Source organism: Neorhizobium galegae (assembly GCF_017877055.1).
Classification (GTDB): Bacteria; Pseudomonadota; Alphaproteobacteria; order Rhizobiales; family Rhizobiaceae; genus Neorhizobium; species Neorhizobium galegae_D.
Genome location: NZ_JAGIPG010000004.1, coordinates 417042 through 435332, shown reverse-complemented (window position 1 = coordinate 435332; position 18291 = coordinate 417042). Strand labels below are relative to the sequence as shown.

20 protein-coding genes and 1 pseudogene are annotated in these 18291 nt (G+C 61.9%); 16 read left to right on the top strand and 5 right to left on the bottom strand.

Annotated features, from left to right (window positions below):
• Nucleotides 1-137: 137 nt before the first annotated feature.
• Together J2857_RS25385 and nirK are read right to left on the bottom strand one after the other, a co-directional pair.
• Nucleotides 138-1043: an SUMF1/EgtB/PvdO family nonheme iron enzyme gene (locus J2857_RS25385; RefSeq protein ID WP_210012849.1), complete on the bottom strand. Its 906-nt coding sequence runs from the start codon at nucleotides 1041-1043 to the stop codon at nucleotides 138-140.
• Nucleotides 1044-1127: 84 nt separating this feature from the next.
• Nucleotides 1128-2261 carry a copper-containing nitrite reductase gene (nirK, locus tag J2857_RS25380; RefSeq protein ID WP_210012848.1) on the bottom strand — a complete coding sequence of 378 codons (1134 nt, stop codon included), beginning with the start codon at nucleotides 2259-2261 and terminating at the stop codon, nucleotides 1128-1130.
• 664 nt (nucleotides 2262-2925) lie between these two features.
• Here nirK and J2857_RS25375 point away from each other — a divergent pair.
• From J2857_RS25375 to ubiV, 5 genes are all read left to right on the top strand, one after another.
• Entirely contained in the window at nucleotides 2926-4437 is a 1512-nt protein-coding gene (locus J2857_RS25375; protein WP_210012847.1) for a UbiD family decarboxylase, read from the top strand.
• 130 nt (nucleotides 4438-4567) lie between these two features.
• Nucleotides 4568-4843 carry a DUF6522 family protein gene (locus tag J2857_RS25370; RefSeq protein WP_210012846.1) on the top strand — a complete coding sequence of 92 codons (276 nt, stop codon included), beginning with the start codon at nucleotides 4568-4570 and terminating at the stop codon, nucleotides 4841-4843.
• Between the two features lie 133 nt (nucleotides 4844-4976).
• Nucleotides 4977-5486, top strand: a complete 510-nt coding sequence (gene ubiT / locus J2857_RS25365; RefSeq protein WP_210012845.1) for a ubiquinone anaerobic biosynthesis accessory factor UbiT — start codon at nucleotides 4977-4979, stop codon at nucleotides 5484-5486.
• Entirely contained in the window at nucleotides 5477-6454 is a 978-nt protein-coding gene (ubiU, locus tag J2857_RS25360; protein WP_210012844.1) for a ubiquinone anaerobic biosynthesis protein UbiU, read from the top strand. Before ubiT ends, ubiU begins: the two co-directional genes overlap by 10 nt.
• A 2-nt stretch (nucleotides 6455-6456) precedes the next feature.
• Nucleotides 6457-7392, top strand: a complete 936-nt coding sequence (gene ubiV, locus J2857_RS25355) for a ubiquinone anaerobic biosynthesis protein UbiV (RefSeq protein ID WP_210012843.1) — start codon at nucleotides 6457-6459, stop codon at nucleotides 7390-7392.
• Between the two features lie 20 nt (nucleotides 7393-7412).
• Here ubiV and J2857_RS25350 read toward each other — a convergent pair whose 3' ends face one another.
• A complete protein-coding gene (locus tag J2857_RS25350; protein ID WP_210012842.1) occupies nucleotides 7413-8096 on the bottom strand; it encodes an NnrU family protein in 684 nt (227 codons plus the stop codon).
• Between the two features lie 10 nt (nucleotides 8097-8106).
• Nucleotides 8107-8262 carry a hypothetical protein gene (locus J2857_RS25345; protein ID WP_167551678.1) on the bottom strand — a complete coding sequence of 52 codons (156 nt, stop codon included), beginning with the start codon at nucleotides 8260-8262 and terminating at the stop codon, nucleotides 8107-8109.
• A 121-nt stretch (nucleotides 8263-8383) separates the two neighbouring features.
• On the opposite strand from J2857_RS25345, the gene J2857_RS25340 reads away from it, so the two are divergent.
• The 6 genes from J2857_RS25340 (at nucleotide 8384) to J2857_RS25315 (ending at nucleotide 14024) form a co-directional block, all read left to right on the top strand.
• Complete coding sequence (locus J2857_RS25340) at nucleotides 8384-8929, top strand: cytochrome c oxidase subunit 3 (protein ID WP_245363812.1); 546 nt, start codon at nucleotides 8384-8386, stop codon at nucleotides 8927-8929.
• 9 nt (nucleotides 8930-8938) lie between these two features.
• Complete coding sequence (locus J2857_RS25335) at nucleotides 8939-9211, top strand: cytochrome C oxidase subunit IV family protein (protein WP_210012840.1); 273 nt, start codon at nucleotides 8939-8941, stop codon at nucleotides 9209-9211.
• A 200-nt stretch (nucleotides 9212-9411) separates the two neighbouring features.
• Nucleotides 9412-9864 carry a c-type cytochrome gene (locus J2857_RS25330; protein ID WP_105426817.1) on the top strand — a complete coding sequence of 151 codons (453 nt, stop codon included), beginning with the start codon at nucleotides 9412-9414 and terminating at the stop codon, nucleotides 9862-9864.
• Between the two features lie 22 nt (nucleotides 9865-9886).
• Nucleotides 9887-11233, top strand: a complete 1347-nt coding sequence (locus tag J2857_RS25325; protein ID WP_210012839.1) for a nitric-oxide reductase large subunit — start codon at nucleotides 9887-9889, stop codon at nucleotides 11231-11233.
• A 70-nt stretch (nucleotides 11234-11303) separates the two neighbouring features.
• Nucleotides 11304-12116: a CbbQ/NirQ/NorQ/GpvN family protein gene (locus J2857_RS25320; RefSeq protein WP_210012838.1), complete on the top strand. Its 813-nt coding sequence runs from the start codon at nucleotides 11304-11306 to the stop codon at nucleotides 12114-12116.
• A gap of 9 nt (nucleotides 12117-12125) precedes the next feature.
• Nucleotides 12126-14024: a nitric oxide reductase activation protein NorD gene (locus J2857_RS25315; RefSeq protein WP_210012837.1), complete on the top strand. Its 1899-nt coding sequence runs from the start codon at nucleotides 12126-12128 to the stop codon at nucleotides 14022-14024.
• A 67-nt stretch (nucleotides 14025-14091) separates the two neighbouring features.
• Here the strand turns inward: J2857_RS25315 and hemN are convergent.
• Nucleotides 14092-15442, bottom strand: a pseudogene (hemN, locus tag J2857_RS25310) (oxygen-independent coproporphyrinogen III oxidase).
• Between the two features lie 199 nt (nucleotides 15443-15641).
• Here hemN and J2857_RS25305 point away from each other — a divergent pair.
• Genes J2857_RS25305 through J2857_RS25285 form a run of 5 tightly spaced genes read left to right on the top strand, consistent with a single transcriptional unit; the run spans nucleotide 15642 to nucleotide 18286 of the window.
• Nucleotides 15642-15911 (top strand): DUF2249 domain-containing protein, encoded by a 270-nt coding sequence (locus J2857_RS25305; protein WP_038546255.1) that lies wholly within the window; start codon nucleotides 15642-15644, stop codon nucleotides 15909-15911.
• A gap of 12 nt (nucleotides 15912-15923) precedes the next feature.
• A complete protein-coding gene (locus J2857_RS25300; protein WP_210012836.1) occupies nucleotides 15924-17282 on the top strand; it encodes a hypothetical protein in 1359 nt (452 codons plus the stop codon).
• Nucleotides 17279-17800: a DUF2249 domain-containing protein gene (locus tag J2857_RS25295; protein WP_210012835.1), complete on the top strand. Its 522-nt coding sequence runs from the start codon at nucleotides 17279-17281 to the stop codon at nucleotides 17798-17800. The genes J2857_RS25300 and J2857_RS25295 overlap by 4 nt, the downstream gene beginning before the upstream one ends.
• A complete protein-coding gene (locus tag J2857_RS25290; protein ID WP_210012834.1) occupies nucleotides 17793-18089 on the top strand; it encodes a metal-sulfur cluster assembly factor in 297 nt (98 codons plus the stop codon). The genes J2857_RS25295 and J2857_RS25290 overlap by 8 nt, the downstream gene beginning before the upstream one ends.
• The gene (locus tag J2857_RS25285) at nucleotides 18086-18286 is read left to right on the top strand and encodes a hypothetical protein (protein ID WP_210012833.1); all 201 of its coding nucleotides are present in this window, start codon (nucleotides 18086-18088) and stop codon (nucleotides 18284-18286) included. The genes J2857_RS25290 and J2857_RS25285 overlap by 4 nt, the downstream gene beginning before the upstream one ends.
• Nucleotides 18287-18291: the final 5 nt, after the last annotated feature.

Genomic DNA, 18291 nt, shown 5'->3' with positions numbered 1-18291 from the left:
CTTTTCTCGAAAGCCCTCGGCTTCGTTGGAACTCACACTAGGGTAAAAAAGCCGGTCCTCCTTGACCTATGACAAACGGTTCGGAGTTTGCTGCGGCCCGCTTTGACGTCGGCTTGCGCGGATGGCGCGAGTGACGATCATGTAGTCCAACCTGCCTGGCGAAGCGTTTTCAGAAGTGGCGCATACCACCGGGTGGACTTGACCAGGCGAAAACCTAGATTGTCGGGCGGCGTGCCCACCGCGCAACCGCCGCCTTTCGGATCCCGGATGAACGAACTCATCGGCGAGCGATGCGGGCCGACAGTCACGTAGACGCCACAAATCTCCTCCGACGCGCGAACGGAACCGTTCGCATAGAGATGGACCCTGCGATGGCAGGTGGAAGTCCATTCCCAGATGTTGCCGCCAAAGTCGGCTAGACCATATTCGTTCTCCCCAAAGCTTCCGGTCGGCCGGGGCACGGGATCACCTGTCGCCCGCTCGCGCGCTTCGCGCTCGTAGTCGGCCAGCCATCGCAGCGCGGGGTTCTTGCTGTCTTGATCGAGGCCGAGAGCATCGTCGGGGAACCGCTTGCCCGCGGCCTGCGCCAGCTGTTCGTCGGTTGGCAAGGTCCAGTATTCGCCGGTCACATCAGAAAGCCAGTGGGCATAAGCCGTGGCATCGTCGAAGCTCACGCCAGTGGCGGGAACGTCCGGCCTTGACGAGGTCGCTTCAGAGGATTTGCAGGCGCGCGAGGCGACGCACTCCCGGTATTCCGAAGCAGTGACGTGATTTTTCATGATCGTCAGGCTCGACGCTGCAACCACCGTCTTCATCGGGGGATCGATGGGCGCCGTGCCCTTCAGAAACTCTCCATCGCTCCTGTAGCTGTAGGTACGAGGAGGGACGACGACCGTCGCGGGCTCATAGATCGCGCCCTCTGGGGGCGCAGGCTTCATGAAACCCACCTGGTGGAAGATACCCGCCGCCAACATAGCGATCAGCGTGATCGGAAGCCCGGTATGGAGGAGCGGGAGTTTTGGCCTGTCGTATGTCCATCGCATGTTCGCCTCCCGAGGCGAAATCTAGCTTGCAGGGGATGAAGGCCGGCCGGGAGCATGACAGTTCATGCTCCCGGCCGTTTCCGATCAGGTGCCGCTCGGCGCCAGGACCGACGTCATCAAGTCGTCGTTCCAATCACCGGTGACCTTGAAATGTGCCGCAGCGCCCAGCTCGAAGGCCTCGATCAGGTTGTGGTTGACATAGGCGTAGATGCCGGGCTGCTGGAAGGTGTAGAATGCAGCGCCAGCCGCACCGCCCGGGATGAACCATGTTTCCTGGTCGATCTCTGGAGGGTTGGCGAACTTGCCCGTGGCCCAGACATAGTCGCCATGGCCGCCGATGAGATGGGGCCGCGTATCGCGGTTTGCCTGCGAATGGACGATGAGCACCCTCTCGTTGACGGCGGCGGTCATGGCGTTCTGGCCCGTCAAGGCACCGACCGCCCCGTTGAAGACGATGTGCGTCGGGGTCAGCGTCCGCATGACCGACAACGTGTCCTCATAGGCTTCGCCGGCGCTGTTATACTTCTTGAACTTGCCGTTCTCGTCGCGCGGGACGTAGAAATCCTGTTCACCCACGTAGTAGATCTTGTCGTAGGTCAGCGGTTTCCCGTTGCCGTCCTTGAGGCCGTCGCGCGGGAGCACCATGATGGCGCCGTTCATGCCCGCGGTAACGTGCCACGGCACCATTCCGGGAGGTGCGCAGTGGTAAACGAAGACGCCGGCCTTGGTTGCCTTGAACCTGAGAATAGTCTTCTCGCCGGGGTTCACCACCGTCAGCGCTCCGCCACCCAAGGCGCCGGTGGCCGAATGGAAGTCGATATTGTGCTGGAGTTCGTTGGTGTCGGGGTTGATGAGGGTGAGCTCGACGTAGTCGTCCTGATGGACCACCATGAGCGGACCCGGAACCGACCCATCGAAGGTCATCGCATTGATCTCGGTTCCTTCCTTGTCGATGACGAGCTTCTTCTCCTGGATGGTCAGCGTAAATTCGACGACCTTCGGCGGACCATCGGCTTTCTGGGCATGGGCATGGACGAAAGGCGGCTTCACGAGCTCGACCTTCTCGCGACGGAGGCGCGAGAGGTCGCCTGGCTTCATCTTTGCGGGGGGCGCTTCGACCGCATGGGCGAAGGAAGCCTGCACGACCGGTGCGATCGCGCCAACAAAGGCTGCCCCCGCAAGGATCGAGCGTCTGGTCATCTGAATCTTGTCGGTCATGGTTTCTTTCCTTCGGAACAAGGGGCGGAATAAATCGCCGTCCTCTGGAAATAGAATTTATGTCCACGCCAACTTCTTCTCTTTGACGTGAAACAAACAGGGCATGGGCATTTGCTTGCGCTTTCGCAAGAAAACGGGGGAATCTCCTATGCGCGTCTGGCTCTGAAAGTATCGCAGGCGGTCTTAGGTTTCGGAAGATGCGCCAACATCTGTAGATCCTTCGGCAAGAAATGCGATGAGGTCCGCAGATTAAAACACGCCCCTTAACCACCTATAGATCCGGCATGAGAATGGATGGCACCCGTCTCGATCATTTCGGAAACCGTAGTGCGCAAGATGATGGCTCCGATCGCAGGGAACTCACCGTGCTTAAGCCGGCGCATGAATGGTCGAGATCTTGGTGACGGATGCGGGTAGGGCGCGTTCTGCGAATGTCACTGTAGCGCCGAGTTGACCTTTCCTAAGCGATGGCTTGAACACGATCATCCCGTCTAGGGATTTTCGTAACGCCGGGGCCGGATGGCGCAGCCGGTACGCAGTGCAGGGTATCCCTTTATGCTGCGCCCGGGGTCTTTGAACCTGGAATACGCCCAGTGATTTGGCGAAATCTGTCAATTTGCGCAAGCGCAAAGACAGCCGCTCCTTTCTTCTCAATCTGGGGGGCATGAAAGCAGATGCCACAATTCCCCGCCACTACGGCAATCTCCAGGATTTCCTATCCCTTCTGGAAAGCAGGGGGCGGCTGAAGCGGATTTCGCAGCCCGTTTCGCTGGTCCATGAGATCACCGAGATTCACAGCAGGATTCTCGTGGAAGAAGGGCCGGCGCTGCTCTTCGAAAAGCCGGTCGATGCCGGCGGCAGTACCGTCGCAATCCCGCTCGTCGCCAACCTGTTCGGAACCCGCGAGAGAATTGAGTGGGGCCTTGGGCTCGGAGCCGGCGGCATAACGGGGCTTGCCGATTTCCTGAGCGAGCTGCGCGAGCCGCGGCCGCCCAGATCGATGCTCGACGCGTGGCGAAAACTTCCGCAGCTAAGGGCGGCGCTCTCGCTGAACTCCCGCTCGGTTTCGTACCCGTCGTGTCAGGAGATCGTCTGGCAAGGCGCCGGTATCGATCTTGACCGGCTGCCGATCCAGTCCTGCTGGCCCGGCGAGCCCGCCCCCCTCGTAACCTGGCCGCTGGTGATCACCCAGGCGCCGGACGATCCGGCGGATGTCAATGTCGGCGTCTACCGGATGCAGAAGCTCGGCAAGGACCGGCTGGTCATGCGCTGGCTCGCTCATCGTGGCGGCGCAAGACACCACCGGATGTGGCAGGCGCTCGGCCGGGACATGCCGGTGGCGGTCGTCATCGGCGCCGACCCGGCGACAATCCTCGCGGCCGTCATGCCACTGCCGGACAAAATGAGCGAGCTGAATTTTGCTGGCGTCCTGAAAGGCAGGCGTCAGGCGGTTGCGCCTGCGTTTTCCGTACCGCTCCCCGTTCCCGCGGAGGCCGAGATCGTCCTTGAGGGCACGATTTCCGCCACAGAGATGGCGGACGAGGGACCTTATGGCGATCACACCGGCTACTACAATGCCGTCGAGAGCTTCCCGGTGCTTTCCCTTTCGGCGATCACGATGCGCCGCAATCCGGTTTATCTCTCCACCTATACCGGCCGCCCGCCGGACGAGCCGTCCAGGCTGGGCGAAGCCATGAACGACATTTTCATCCCGCTGGTCAGGCGCCAGTTCCCGGAGATCAGGGATCTTTGGCTGCCGCCGGAGGCCTGCTCCTATCGGACCATGGTGGTGTCGATCGACAAACGCTATCCCGGCCATGCTCGACGGATCATGATGGGCCTCTGGTCCATGCTGCCGCAGTTCAGCTACACCAAGCTGATCATCGTGGTCGATCCCGACATCGATGTGCGAAGCTGGCCGGACATCATGTGGGCGATTTCCACCCGCTTCGATGCCAGCCGTGACCTTATGCTCGTCGACAACACGCCGATCGATTACCTCGACTTCGCCTCTCCTCAACCGGGCCTCGGCGGCAAGCTTGGGCTGGATGCCACGACCAAGATCGGCTCCGAGACCACACGGGAATGGGGCCGGATTCTCAAAATGCCCCCCGAAATCATCGAGAAGGTCGACCGGATATGGGCGTCGCTCGGCTTCGACGGGACTTCGTCGTGACCGGCCGGACATTTGTCACGAAACCATTATCGGCAAACGGCTTTCCAAGGTTTCAACCAGTGTCGTAGAACGTAAAAAGGGCGTTGAACCGGCAAGCCTTGCCGCAACACCGTCGACCTGAGGAAGAGCGATGCATATCGAACGCGACCCGAACGGCGACTTCATCCTGGAATCCGACGAGATTGCCGGTCGGTTCGGGCTGACTCGCGACGATTTCCGGCAGAGAATCCGCCGGGGCCTCGTGACAAGCACGGTCGAGCGTGGCGAAGCTGAGGATATCGGAACGTCCCGCCTCAGCGTTCGTCTCGGAAACCGCGTGTGGCGCGCCGTCCTCAACAACGAAGGCGAGGTTCAGAACGAGGTCGTGACTTTCGTCCGCGGGAGAGGCCGATCCGACGGATCCTGACGCCGATTGCCGGCCTGCTGCAATCGACGTGCACCGGCCTCTCAAAGAACCATCGTTCCTCTTTGCGCTGGCTCAAGCACGGCCGCTCCCGCAATCGATAGCCTGTGCCTGCATTTCAGCAGGACGCATGAATATGGAATTTCCCCGCGCACTCGCCATCCCCTTGGCCTATATGCCACTTGCCGCGATCGAGCGGGCGACAGGACTGCTGTTTCAGCGCCTGCTCAAAGAACATCCCGACCTGTTCGAGCGGCTGGGCGAGTACAAGGCGAAACGCTTTGCCTTTCTTCCAAGCGACCTGCCGCTGGCCTTCATCGTGGAGCCGGCCGGGCCATCCATCCGCGTCACCCGGAAGCCGGCGATGCAGGACCTCGCCGACGCCTCCGTCGAAGGGCCGCTCTTCCTGTTGCTTGCCCTGCTCGAAGGCCGCTGCGATGCCGACGCGCTGTTCTTCTCGCGCGACCTTTCCGTCACCGGCGACATGGAGGCGATGCTGGCGATGCGCAATGCCCTCGATGGCACCGACATCGATCTGCCCCGCGACCTGTCGAGGCTCGCCGGCCCTCTTGCGCCCCTCTTCGGACGGATGGGACGGGATATCCGGCGCCGTGCACTGAACAACGAGACGTCCTCATGGAACTGATCTGCCCCGCCGGAACGCCGGCCGCCTTTCGCGAAGCCGTCGATGCAGGCGCCGACGCCGTCTATTGCGGCTTCCGCGACGAGACCAATGCCCGCAATTTTCCCGGCCTCAATTTCAGCCGCGAGGAATTGCGCGAGGCGATCGCCTATGCCCGCCGGCATGGCACCCAGACCTTCGTCGCCCTCAACACCTTCATGCGTGCCGGAGACGAGGAGATCTGGTACCGCGCCGCCGCGGACGCCGTTGCTCTTAAAGCCGATGGGCTGATCCTTGCCGATTTCGGGCTCATGGCACATGTGGCTGAACGCCACCCCGAGCAGCGGCTGCATGTCTCGGTGCAGGCCTCCGCCTCGAACGTCGATGCGATCAACTTCCTCGTCGAGGCCTTCCATGCCAAGCGGGTCGTGCTGCCGCGAACGCTCACGATTGCCGACATCGCCCGCATCGCGCCACAGATCCGCTGCGAGATCGAGGTCTTCGTCTTCGGCGGGCTCTGCGTCATGGCCGAGGGCCGCTGTTCGCTCTCCTCCTATGCGACGGGGAAGTCGCCCAACATGAACGGCGTCTGCTCGCCGGCAAGTCATGCGCGTTATCGCCAGGAACGCACGGAACTGGTGTCCGAACTTGGCGATTACACGATCAACCGCTTCCTAGCCGGCGAAGCGGCCGGCTACCCCACCCTGTGCAAGGGTCGTTTCGATATCGCCGACAGCCCCGCCTATGCATTCGAAGACCCGGTTTCCCTGGATGTCATGGGCGAGATCGATGCGCTTTCGGCAGCGGGCGTCAGCGCCCTGAAGATCGAAGGCCGCCAGCGCGGCAAGGCCTATGTCGCCGAAGTGGTCTCGACCCTGAAAAAGGCCCTGTCGGCCGGACCGGAGCAGCGAACGGCGCTGCTCATGCGCCTGCGTGGCCTCAGCGAAGGCCAGAAGACCACGTCGGGCGCGTACGAGAAGCGCTGGAGATGAACATGCACCACACCACTTCACCCTCCCTGACGATAGGACCCGTCTATTATCTTTGGGACGGCCCCAAATGGCGCGACTTTCATTTTCGCCTCGCCGACGAGGCGCCGGTGGAACGCGTGGTGATCGGCGAAACCGTCTGTTCCAAGCGGCAGCATTTCATCGAACCGCATATCGCCGAGGTCATCGAGAGACTGGAAGCGGCGGGCAAGACCGTGGTCCTCTCGACCTTGTCGCTTGTCACCCTAGAGCGCGAAAGCCGGCAGATCCGGGATCTCGTCGCCGACAGCGAACATGCGATCGAGGCCAACGACCTCTCCGCCCTCGGATTGCTGAACGGCAAGCCCCACAGCATCGGCCCATTGGTCAACGTCTACAACGCGCCGACGGCCAGACTGCTCGCCGACCGGGGAGCGACCAGCATCTGCCTGCCTCCAGAATTGCCCTTCACGTCGGTCGAGAACATCGTCGCCGGCGCGCCCGCAATCGCATTCGAGGTCTTCGCCTTCGGCCGCATGCCGCTCGCCATCTCGGCGCGATGCGCTCATGCGAGATCCAAGGGCAAGATCAAGGACAATTGCCAATTCGTCTGCGGCGAAGATCCGGACGGCCTGCCGGTGAAGACCCTTGACCGTCAATCTTTCCTCGCGCTCAACGGCGTGCAGACCGTGTCCCACACCTGCCAGGCCCTGCTGGGCGAGCTCGCCGGCCTCGCCGCATGCGGTATCTCGGGGATCCGCCTGTCGCCGCAGGACTGTGACATGGTGGCGGTTGCAAAGCTCTACCGCGCCGTGCTGGACAACGCCCTGGACGCGGACAAGGCGATCACGCTGCTGCGCGAAATCTATCCCACCGCCGCTTTGTCGAACGGCTTTCATCATGCCCGCGAAGGTGCGGCATGGGTTGCGCGTGCCCGCGATACGGCTCATGGTCGAGCTTGAGCACTTGCCTCACGAGACGATCAGGCGCCAAGAAACAGAAGCGGATCCGCGCCCACCAAAGCCGCATGTCCCCCGCCGAGAAGCCAGACGAGCAACGCTGCCGCGCAAAGCGCAGCGGCGGCCATCGGCATATCTACTGTAATTCCAACCTTACCATTGATCGCAGCTGCGAACGGAATGACCGAAGTCTGCGACGAGGCCGTCGGCCAGGCTGCCCCCAGCGATCGACGTGCCCTCCTTTCGAGCATGAACAAGCCGGCGGCGGAAAAGGCGGCAAAGCCGCCAAACAGGAGCAACGAACGCAGATCTCCGTTCGCAGGAATGTGCCCGACCGACCAGCAGAGAAAACCCCAGAGAACCGGATGGCGCGTGACGGACACGATCGCATCCGGCTCGCCTCCCTTGCGGAACGAGATCGAGACGGGATTGCGGCTGAAGAGGCCGGCAAGAACCAGGAAAAGCCCGATGGGCGATAGCACGAAGGCAGGCCAGGCCTGCCACGGCCTCGGTTGCCAGATTTCCACGTAATCGAGGTTCAGAGCGGAAAGGAAGAGCCAGGCCAGGGCTGCGGTGGAAACGACGGAATAGGCGGCGATATAGCCTCCATGCCCCATCCACCCGATCAGCGCGCCGCGGATCTTCGGGATTGCCGGGATGGAATGCAGGGCGATGAAGGCCGCAAAAGCCAGCAGGAACTGCGTCATCACACGGCCGCTACTGTTGCCAGAAAAGAACGCCCGCAATGGCCACGGAAAAGACGACCGCCGCCAGCGAGCTGTAACCCTGCAGGACACCCATCCGTTTCAGGGCGATGGCGAATATGACAATGATCGGGGCGGCCATCAGAAGGCCGACTTGTGCATCAGACATGGCAAATCCTTGGTTTGCCGTCATCCTACCCCCTCCAGCTGCCGTTTCTTTGCGATATGACAAAGAGCCGGACCTGTATTGCCTCCATTTTCCGGGACGGAAGAATACCGGAGGTTTCGGAATGGCGGCAATCTCGACCAGCGAAGAGAGGGATGAAGGCGGCGACCTTCTTCTCTGGGTGCTCGTCTGGGGCGAGCTTGCGGCGTTCGGCATCCTGCTGACCGGCTATGTCGTCATGTCCATGCTGCATCCGGAAAGTTTTGCGCTCGCAAAGCTCCATCTCGCGCCGCGGCTGGCGGGGTTCAATACCGTCGTGCTGCTGGCGAGTAGCTGGCAGGCGGCGCTTGCCGCCATTTCCCAGGGAAAACCTCGCCGGCAGCGCCTGTTCCTGCTCGGCGCGGCATTTTTGGGATTCCTCTTCGTCGCCCTCAAATTCGCCGAGTACAGTTCCGAATGGACGGCGGCAGGGGACGAGAACCTGCAGACCTTTTTCGAGCTCTACTTCCTCATCACCGGCTTCCACCTCGCCCATGTCGCGTTCGTTGCCACCCTCTTCGTATTGGCGGCGATCAGGCTCGAACGGTCGACGATCGTCACGCTGACGACCATCTGGCACGTAATCGACATCGTCTGGCTGGTGATGTTCCCCCTGATCTATCTGAGCTAGGAGGCCGGAATGGACGATTCGAAACTCTTCGGCAGCGCCAACTGGATCATGATGCTCGGCATCGTCGGCGCATTGATCGCCGCGCAATGGAAGCATGAGGTGATACCGGGGGCAGTACTTGCGATCATCCTCGTCATGACCATCGCCAAGATACGGCTCATTGTGCTCGACTTCATGGACCTGCGGGGGATGCGGCCCAATCTGGCCCGCGCGCTGATGATCTGGCCGATCTTCTTCTCTGCCTTGTCGCTGGGCAAGGTCGTACTGGCCACCTTTCTCTAGGGCCACGCCCCCGGCGCAAGGAAGGCAGATGCTTACCTTCCCGAAAAATAGCGGACTTCGCGGGCAACGCTTTTTTGTTTGGTAAATCGCAAAGAACGCTTCCGGAAAGCCGCTCATAGAAGCTTCACGGGTCATCGTCCGCGTTCGCGGATATCGCCCCGCAGCAACCCGCAAGGCATCCGCACAAAGGGGACATGAGGATGGCAGAACGCCTCACAAAGACCGGGGCACGTAACGTCTTTTACGGCGGCTCCGCGTTCTTTTTCGTAATCTTTCTCGGGCTTACCGCCCACAGTCACTACTACATGCGAACCACGTCCACGGACGAAGCCACGCTCTCGGATTCCGTCGGGCGCGGCAAACACGTCTGGGAAAAGAACGCCTGTATCAACTGCCATACGATACTCGGGGAAGGCGCCTATTTCGCCCCCGAGGTCGGCAATGTGTGGAAGCGATGGGGCGGCGATACCGATCCGGACACAGCCCGCGCGACGCTGAAGGCCTGGATGGCCGCGCAACCGAGCGGCATCGAAGGCAGGCGGCAGATGCCGCAGTTCAACCTGACGGAACGGGAACTCGAAGATCTGGCCAACTTCCTCGAATGGACGAGCAGGATCAAGACCCAGAACTGGCCGCCGAACGATGCCGGCTGATCTCACGGGAAGGGAAAAACATATGAAATATCAAACCCAGAAGGTCGCCATGCTGTATTTTTACGGCGCGCTCGGCCTGTTCATCGCCCAGGTCCTGTTCGGCGTTCTGGCGGGAACGATCTACGTCCTGCCGAACACGCTTTCGGAACTGCTGCCCTTCAACATCGTGCGGATGGTCCACACCAACGCGCTCATCGTCTGGCTGCTGATGGGCTTTATGGGCTCGACCTACTACTTGCTGCCCGAAGAGGCCGAAACGGAGCTGTTCAGCACCAGGATCGCGGTTGCGCAGTTCTGGCTTTTCCTCGTCGCGGCGGCGATCGCCGTGGTCGGTTATCTGTTCCACTATCATGAAGGCCGCGAGTTTCTGGAACAGCCGTTCCTCATCAAGGTCGGCATCGTCGTCGTCGCTCTGATGTTCCTGTTCAACATCACGCTCACGGTGCTCAAGGGCCGCAAGACAGTTGTCACCAACATCCTGATCTTCGGCCTCTGGGGTGTGGCGATCTTCTTCCTGTTCGCCTTCTACAACCCGATCAATCTGGCGCTCGACAAGATGTACTGGTGGTATGTCGTCCATCTCTGGGTCGAGGGCGTCTGGGAGCTGATCATGGCCTCGGTGCTGGCCTTCCTGATGATCAAGCTGAACGGCATCGACCGCGAAGTGGTTGAAAAATGGCTCTACGTGATCGTTGGCCTTGCCCTCTTCTCCGGCATTCTTGGCACCGGCCACCATTTCTACTGGATCGGCGCCCCCGGTTACTGGCAATGGATCGGTTCGCTCTTCTCCACCCTGGAAGTGGCGCCGTTCTTCACCATGGTCATCTTCACTTTCGTGATGACCTGGAAGGCCGGGCGCAAGCATCCGAACCGTGCCGCACTTCTCTGGTCGATCGGCTGCTCGGTCATGGCCTTTTTCGGCGCGGGCGTCTGGGGCTTCCTGCACACGCTGTCGTCGGTCAACTATTATACCCACGGCACGCAGGTCACCGCAGCCCACGGCCACCTCGCCTTCTTCGGCGCCTACGTCATGCTGAACCTTGCCGTCATGGCATACGCCGTGCCGGAACTTCGGGGCCGCAGCCCTTATAACCAATGGCTTTCGATGGTCAGCTTCTGGATCATGTGCACGGCGATGTCCGTCATGACCTTCGCGCTGACCTTTGCCGGCGTCCTTCAGGTACACCTGCAGCGCGTCCTCGGCGAAAGCTTCATGGATGTCCAGGATCAACTGGCGATCTTCTATTGGGTCCGGCTCGGATCGGGCGTCTTCGTGCTCATCTCGGCGCTGATGTTCCTCTGGGCCTTGTTCGTACCGGGGCGCGAACGGCGACCCGCCGGGACGCCAAGCATCCAGCCGGCCGAATGATGCAGCGCGGCTCCGTCTTTTCACCGACGGAGCCGCGTTCTTCCATCCCTCCAAAGATCAGGACATTCAGATGACCGTGATTTCTCCGATAAAGCCGGCCCAGGCCGGACCAATCCCGCACTACATTCCCGCAGGCAACGAATGCGAGTTGTTCGAAACGGCCTGGAAGAGGCAGCTTCCGCTTCTCCTGAAAGGCCCGACCGGATGCGGAAAGACCCGCTTCGTTTGCCACATGGCCGAGCGTCTCGGACTGTCGCTTGCGACCGTTTCCTGCCATGACGATCTGGCTGCCGCCGATCTGACCGGCCGGTTCCTCCTGAAAGGCGGCGAAACCATCTGGGTGGACGGCCCCCTGACGAAGGCGGTGCGCGGCGGCGGCATATGCTATCTCGACGAAATCGTCGAGGCGCGGAAGGATGTCGCCGTCGTCATCCACCCCTTGACCGACGACCGCCGCATCCTGCCGCTCGAAAGAACCGGTGAGGTGCTGGAAGCCCCGCCGGAGTTCATGCTGGTCGTCTCCTATAATCCCGGCTACCAGAACATCCTCAAGGCATTGAAGCCTTCGACCAAGCAGCGTTTCGTCGCCATCGAGTTCGACTTCCTTCCCCGGGAGCAGGAAGTGGCGATCGTTGCCGCGGAAAGCGGTCTTTCCGAACGGCATGTCATACCGCTGGTCACCCTTGCCCACCGCCTGCGGGCCCTCAAGGGGCACGACCTGGAGGAAGGGGTTTCGACGCGCCTGCTCGTCTACTGCGCCACGCTGATCGAAAGCGGGCTCGACCCGCGCCGCGCGATACGGGCTGCCATGATCGAGCCGCTGACGGACGATCCGGACGTGCGCGCGGCGTTGATCGAAGTCGCGAATGCCGTCGTTGCCTGAGGTGCTCTGATGCTGGATTTTCTCGAGCTGGAAGAAACCGTCGGCAAGGCCTGGCATCGCCTGGTCGGCCAGACGCGAAGCCTGCCACGCTATCCCGAACACGCGGTGGCGCTGGACGACATGAAACCCGTCCTCGCATCCTGCTTCCGCGGGTTCGGGGGCGATCATGCGGTCCAGCTCGTGGCGGCCCATCAGCGCACGTCGAAACACCGCCTGAAGCTTCGCCAACTCGTCGGGCTCGGCGAGGAGCGGATTGCCCGTTCCGGCCGGGATTTCGCACGCGCAATGCTGCCTGATGTCATAGACTACTTTCCGGATCGCAGCCTGAACCGGGCATTGTATGTCTGGCTGACGGCCGCCATCGCTACATTGCCCGAGACCCGGCCAGCCTCGCCGGATCCCCTCGCACAGGATCTCGAGCGGCTGCATATGGCATTCTCCAATGTCGACGAGACGCTTATCGCATTTCCGGGCCTGCGCCGGATCTATCGAGATTTATGTCAAGCAACACTTACCGAGCGTCGCCGCGGTAGGCTTCCCTCGTTGGAACGGCTACTGGAAAGCAGGATCATCAGCCTGCTGCGGGCAGGCGCAGGCCTGCCGGACGACACGCCAAGCGCGATCTTCCCGCGCCATGCCCCGCCCGGCTACCAGCCGATGATGGACGTGCCGCTCTGGCCGGAATTCTTATCCCATGAGGAAAGCCGTTCTTCGGCGGAGGATTCGGAAACCCCGCTCGGCAATCCGCAGGGTCCGGCGGGAAAGAAACGGTTCAGCGCTGAGCGCGAGCGGGAGGACGAGAAGCGCTCCGAGCGGAGCCCGTTCATCCTCAACCGCTTCGAGAAAATTCTGGCGATGACGGAAATGGTCAATGTCGACCGGCCGACCGACGACAAGCCCGAAGAGGACGGCAAGGCGGCCGAGGATCTGGACGAAATGGTTCTCGGGCGCCGCAAGGAACGCCCCTCTTCACGTTTCCACTTCGATCTCGACCTTCCGCCGGAAATGGTCGATCTCCAGGAAATCGCAGCCGAACTCACCTATCCCGAATGGGACTACCGGAAAACCACCTATCTGAAGAACCATTGCCGGGTCCTTGCCGCCCCGACATCAGTCAGCGGCGCCCGCCTCGAAACATCGGAAGACACGAAGGCGCTGGTCAGGAAGGTACGCAAGCAGTTCGAAATACTGCGGCCGCGCCAGGAAATGCTCAAATCGCAGCTGGACGGCGTGGAACTCGATCTCGACGCCGTCGTCCGGCGCCGGACCGATCTGCTTGCCGGGGGACAGGCAACGGACCGTATCCATGTGGCAAGCCGACCACGCATCCCCGATCTCGCCGTCACCATTCTCGTCGACGTGTCTCTCTCGACCGACGCCTGGATCGACAACCGGCGGGTTCTGGATGTCGAGAAGGAAGCGCTTCTCGTTCTCGCGCAAGGCCTGAGCGCCTGCGGCACGGACCACTCCATCCTCACCTTCACCTCCCGGCGCCGCTCCTGGGTGCGGGTCGAGACCGTGAAAGGCTTCGACGAGCGGCTTTCGCCAGTCGTAGAGGACCGGATCGCCGGCCTGAAACCCGGATATTACACCCGCCTCGGAGCCGCCCTGCGGCACGCCACCGCGGACCTCGCGAAACGCCCCAACCGGACCCGGCTGCTTCTCGTGCTGACCGACGGCAAGCCAAATGACATTGACCACTACGAGGGCCGTTTTGCGATGGAGGACAGCCGCCGCGCCGTGCAGGAGGCGAAGCGCCTCGGCGTCAACATCTTCGCCGTGACGGTGGACAAGGATGCGAAATCCTATCTGCCGACGATGTTCGGACGCAACGGTTATGCGGTTGTCGGTGATATTTCAAAGCTTCCGGCGGCTCTGCCCGCCATCTATCGCGGCCTGACGGGATAGGGGGATCCCGGCCGCGCGGGAGTTCCGGCTCGGCGGACTGCCGGACCTCCATTTTCCGCTCTGAACCCTATGCCGCCTTGCTGAAAGACCTGCCGCTCTTGTTCAGATAGGCATCGAACGCAGAGGCTGCGGCTCTGACGATGAACCGGTGATCCTCCGAGACGCGGATATTCCCGCCCTGACGCTCGATCAGCCCGTCCCGTTCAAGCTCATCCAGCCGATCATTGCCCCGCAACAGAAGGTCGGCATCGAAGCCGTGCGCCGCCGCAAGTGCGGCGACATCCACCGCGAAGTCGCACATCAGCCTTTCGATCACGTCGCCGCGCAGACGGTCTTCCGGGGTGAGACGATAGCCCTTGGCGACCGGCAGTTCGCCCTTCGACACCCGGGTCGCATAGAGGCCGGGCGGAACCTCGTTCTGGATATATCCCTGCGGCAACCGGCCGATCGAGGAGGCACCGAGCCCGATCAGCGCCTCGCAGGCATCCGTCGTATAGCCTTGGAAATTCCGGTGCAGCCGGCCTTCGGTCTGCGCAAGCGAGAGGTCGTCGTTAGGCAGGGCGAAATGATCGAGGCCGATCCTGACATAGCCCGCCGCCACCAGGGCGTCTGATATCGCGGATGCCTGAAGCGCGCGTTCCCGTGCATCGGGAAGCGCCGCCTCGTCGATGAGACGCTGGTGTTTCTTGAAGCTCGGGATATGCGCGTAACCGAAGACGGCAAGACGGTCCGGCCGCATCCTGACGGCCGCGTCGACCGTCTCGACGCGGATTCGACGGTCTGAAACGGCAGCCCGTAGATCAGGTCGAAGTTGATCGCGTTGATGTCGTTGTGCCGAAGATGCTCCACCGCATCCATCGTCGTCTCGACGCTCTGGATGCGGTGATCGCCTTCTGGACCTTCGGGTCGAAGCTCTGGACGCCTAGGCTCGCGCGGGTGACGCCCGACTCCCCGAGCGCCATCGCCATCTCCCGGGTCAAGGTGCGCGGATCGATTTCGACTGCCGCATTGATGCTCCTCGCAAAACCGAGACGGTTGCGAAACGCATCCATCAACGCGATGAATTCCTCCGACTTGATGATCGTCGGCGTGCCGCCGCCGAAATGGATTTCCCCGAGGCTGAAGCTGTCGGCTCGAGCGGATGCCAGAAGCTCGATCTCCCGGTGCAAGATCTCGATATAGTCGAGAATGGGCCTGTCGCGCTCGGTGATCGTGGTGTGACAGCCGCAATACCAGCACATCGACCGACAGAAGGGAATGTGGATATAGAGCGAGGTGGGTTGTCCTTCGGGCAGCCGCTTGAGCCAGGCCGGATAGTCGAGGGCGTCGAAATCCGAGCTGAAGTTCGGAGCCGTCGGATAGCTCGTGTAGCGCGGTAGCCGTGCATCGCCATATTTCTCGATTATCGCTGCGGACATGTCGGGCTCCTTTCAATTTTCTTGAAAGAGCATTTAGCTGCCCGCAGCCGCCTCTCTTTGTGCGAAATCAACGACAGCGTCGTCTTTCTGTAAAATATTTGTCCCGACGCAAATTCCGTCGATCGGGCCGCTGCTAACTCATCGAGGCGGCCGGGATCGGCCAGGCCGCTGCACCAGCTCGAAAGGCCCAGAACAAACCATGTCGGATATTGAGATCCCCTCCATCGATGTCAGGACGCTCGCTCCCGCCGAACGTCACCCGAAGATTTTTGGCGTGCTGACGTCCCTCATCCCCGGCGGCGTCATGCATGTCACCAGCGACCATGATCCCCGGCCGCTGCACTACCAGATCGAGAGCCGGTATCCGGAAGAGTTCGACTGGCAATATCTCGAACAGGGTCCGGATGTCTGGCGCGTCGAAATCCAGCGGGCGCAAAGCTCCGGCTGCGACTGCTGCTGCGGTCATTGAAAGACGAAAGCCATGCCCGGCGCCACTCTCTCCCCCTGGACGATATCCTATTTCGCGACGGCGCTGGTTTGCCTGGTCGCCGGGCTGGCCTTGACGATATCGGGGTTCGGGTATCCATCCGCTCCCATCGACGACCCGGCCTCGCTGGTGATCGTTCACCTGATCGCGATCGGCTGGCTCGGTCTCCTGTTTGCCGGATCGCTACTTCAGTTCGTACCGGTAATCGCCTCGCGACAGCTGCAATCCCCCCATCTCGCCCTCCCCGCCTTGCTGCTGACCATGATCGGGCTCCTCCTTCTACTCGGCGGGTTCCTGGGGCTGGCCGATCTCGTGCCCCTCTGGACATGGACACTGCCGGCCGGAGGCCTTCTCTTGACGGTGGCATTCGCGGGCCTCTGCTGGATGGTCGCGGGCACTCTCGTGGCAGCGAGGCCGTACTCGCTGCCGACAAAGTTCGTCGCCCTTGGCTGCGTGCCACTGATCGCCACGGCGCTGGTCGGGCTGGTGTTTACCCTTTCTCTCTCCGGCCTCACCGATGATCCGCATCTCGTCGGGCTGGTTCTATCGGCCGGGCCGGCGCACGCCTATCTTGGCCTGTTCGGATGGATGACCATCACCGCGATCGGCGTCAGCTATCGCCTCCTGACGATGTTCCTGCTGTCGCCCGAAAAGACGCGCGGGATAAGCCGGGCGATCGGCTGGCTGTTGGCCGCCGCTCTCGTGGCCGCCGGCTGTGGCATTTTCTCCGATGGAACCGGCTTGCCCGCCGACCGGCCGCTTCACCTGGCGATAGCGCTCTCGGGACTTGCCTCTCTTTTCTACGCGATCGATATCCACTCGATCTTCCGCGAGCGGAAACGCAAGTCCGTGGAACTGAACGTGATGGCGAGCCTGGTGGCGATCGGCATGCTGCTCCTCTGCTTCGTTCTTTTCGCCGCCTCGATCGTGATCGGCAACCCGGCCGGGATGGTGATGCCGATCGCCCATCTCTTCACGTTCGGATGGCTGACCGGGCTCGGCCTCGGGCAGCTCTACAAGATCGTGGCATTCATGACGTGGCTGGAGTTCTACGGCCCTGTTCTTGGCCGCACAGCCGTCCCGCGCGTCCAGGACCTCGTCAACGAGCGGCGGGCATCCCTGTGGTTCGCGCTCTATTTCACCGCGACGGCAACGGCGACCGCAGTCTTGATCCTCGACATGCCGGACATGTTCAGGGCGGCTACATTCGCTCAGCTCGCGGCTGTCTGCGCTCTCTCCTTCGAGTTCATCCAGGCCCGCCGCCTCGCCATGGTTCCGGCCGCGACCCGGCTGCCATCGGCCGTCGCCGCACGGCGGCTCATCTTACCAAGCTTCAACGGGAGGTCACGATGACCCAGGAATTCAAGGAACTCGATGTCAGGCCGATCCTGAAGAACGGCGGCGAGCCGTTCGAAACGATCATGACGGCGGTCGGGACGCTGCAGCCCGGTCAGGGACTGAAGCTGCTTGCGCCCTTCAAGCCGCAACCGCTCTACCGCGTCATGGATGCCAAGGGCTTCGATCACTCCGTTGTCGAACTCGACGGCGGGGATTTCGAGGTCCGCTTCACGCCGCGCCGGCAAGAACCGGTAGCGCTCTCCGAAAACGCGGTCTCACCCGAACTGTGGGCGGAACCGTCCGTGCAGCTCGACCTTTCCGATCTCGATCCGCCGGAACCGATGCAGCGAATTCTCGGCGCGGCCGAAGCGCTCAACCCAGGCGAAGTGATCTTCGCGGTGCTAGCACGCGAGCCGGTCTTCCTGTTTCCGGAACTGACGCGCCGGGGCCACCAATGGGTGGGCAATTTCGATCGGGACGGCAGCGCCTACCGCATCATGATCCGCATCGGCAAAGGGGGTGCCGATGCCTGACACGTCCGAGCGGGCCAACCTCATCGAACAGGTCAGGCAACAGCTCTCCATGGTCATCGATCCGGAAATGGGGCGCAGCGTGGTGGACATGGGCCTGATCTACCGCATCGAGGCGGATCGGGTCGGCGACATGCACATATCGATGACGACCACAACGAAAGGTTGCCCCGCCTCGACCTTTCTGAAGGAAGCCATCCGGGCCTGTGCCGCATCGGTCGCCGGCGTGAAGAGCGTCGAGGTGGAGCTAACCTACGATCCGCCGTGGAACCCTTCGATGATGACGCCATGAAGCTTCTAACGCTGACCAGGCGCTGGAGAGAGACACGGCACCACGAAAGGGCGCCGCTCGTTTCGCAAGTGGGGTATGTCCGGGACAAGCGCCATGCGGTCTACGAGATGGTAGCATCCGGCGCTGCGGACGATCCGGCATTGTTCATCATCGAGGAAATAGAGCGCCTGAGCGAGTCGATCATCCGGGAGATCTGAGGCAT

Coding starts and splice junctions, on each gene's coding strand:
- J2857_RS25385 (WP_210012849.1), bottom strand. CDS start 1,043: ATGCGATGGACATACGACAGGCCAAAACTCCCGCTCCTCCATACCGGG.
- nirK (WP_210012848.1), bottom strand. CDS start 2,261: ATGACCGACAAGATTCAGATGACCAGACGCTCGATCCTTGCGGGGGCA.
- J2857_RS25375 (WP_210012847.1), top strand. CDS start 2,926: ATGAAAGCAGATGCCACAATTCCCCGCCACTACGGCAATCTCCAGGAT.
- J2857_RS25370 (WP_210012846.1), top strand. CDS start 4,568: ATGCATATCGAACGCGACCCGAACGGCGACTTCATCCTGGAATCCGAC.
- ubiT (WP_210012845.1), top strand. CDS start 4,977: ATGGAATTTCCCCGCGCACTCGCCATCCCCTTGGCCTATATGCCACTT.
- ubiU (WP_210012844.1), top strand. CDS start 5,477: ATGGAACTGATCTGCCCCGCCGGAACGCCGGCCGCCTTTCGCGAAGCC.
- ubiV (WP_210012843.1), top strand. CDS start 6,457: ATGCACCACACCACTTCACCCTCCCTGACGATAGGACCCGTCTATTAT.
- J2857_RS25350 (WP_210012842.1), bottom strand. CDS start 8,096: ATGACGCAGTTCCTGCTGGCTTTTGCGGCCTTCATCGCCCTGCATTCC.
- J2857_RS25345 (WP_167551678.1), bottom strand. CDS start 8,262: ATGTCTGATGCACAAGTCGGCCTTCTGATGGCCGCCCCGATCATTGTC.
- J2857_RS25340 (WP_245363812.1), top strand. CDS start 8,384: ATGGCGGCAATCTCGACCAGCGAAGAGAGGGATGAAGGCGGCGACCTT.
- J2857_RS25335 (WP_210012840.1), top strand. CDS start 8,939: ATGGACGATTCGAAACTCTTCGGCAGCGCCAACTGGATCATGATGCTC.
- J2857_RS25330 (WP_105426817.1), top strand. CDS start 9,412: ATGGCAGAACGCCTCACAAAGACCGGGGCACGTAACGTCTTTTACGGC.
- J2857_RS25325 (WP_210012839.1), top strand. CDS start 9,887: ATGAAATATCAAACCCAGAAGGTCGCCATGCTGTATTTTTACGGCGCG.
- J2857_RS25320 (WP_210012838.1), top strand. CDS start 11,304: ATGACCGTGATTTCTCCGATAAAGCCGGCCCAGGCCGGACCAATCCCG.
- J2857_RS25315 (WP_210012837.1), top strand. CDS start 12,126: ATGCTGGATTTTCTCGAGCTGGAAGAAACCGTCGGCAAGGCCTGGCAT.
- J2857_RS25305 (WP_038546255.1), top strand. CDS start 15,642: ATGTCGGATATTGAGATCCCCTCCATCGATGTCAGGACGCTCGCTCCC.
- J2857_RS25300 (WP_210012836.1), top strand. CDS start 15,924: ATGCCCGGCGCCACTCTCTCCCCCTGGACGATATCCTATTTCGCGACG.
- J2857_RS25295 (WP_210012835.1), top strand. CDS start 17,279: ATGACCCAGGAATTCAAGGAACTCGATGTCAGGCCGATCCTGAAGAAC.
- J2857_RS25290 (WP_210012834.1), top strand. CDS start 17,793: ATGCCTGACACGTCCGAGCGGGCCAACCTCATCGAACAGGTCAGGCAA.
- J2857_RS25285 (WP_210012833.1), top strand. CDS start 18,086: ATGAAGCTTCTAACGCTGACCAGGCGCTGGAGAGAGACACGGCACCAC.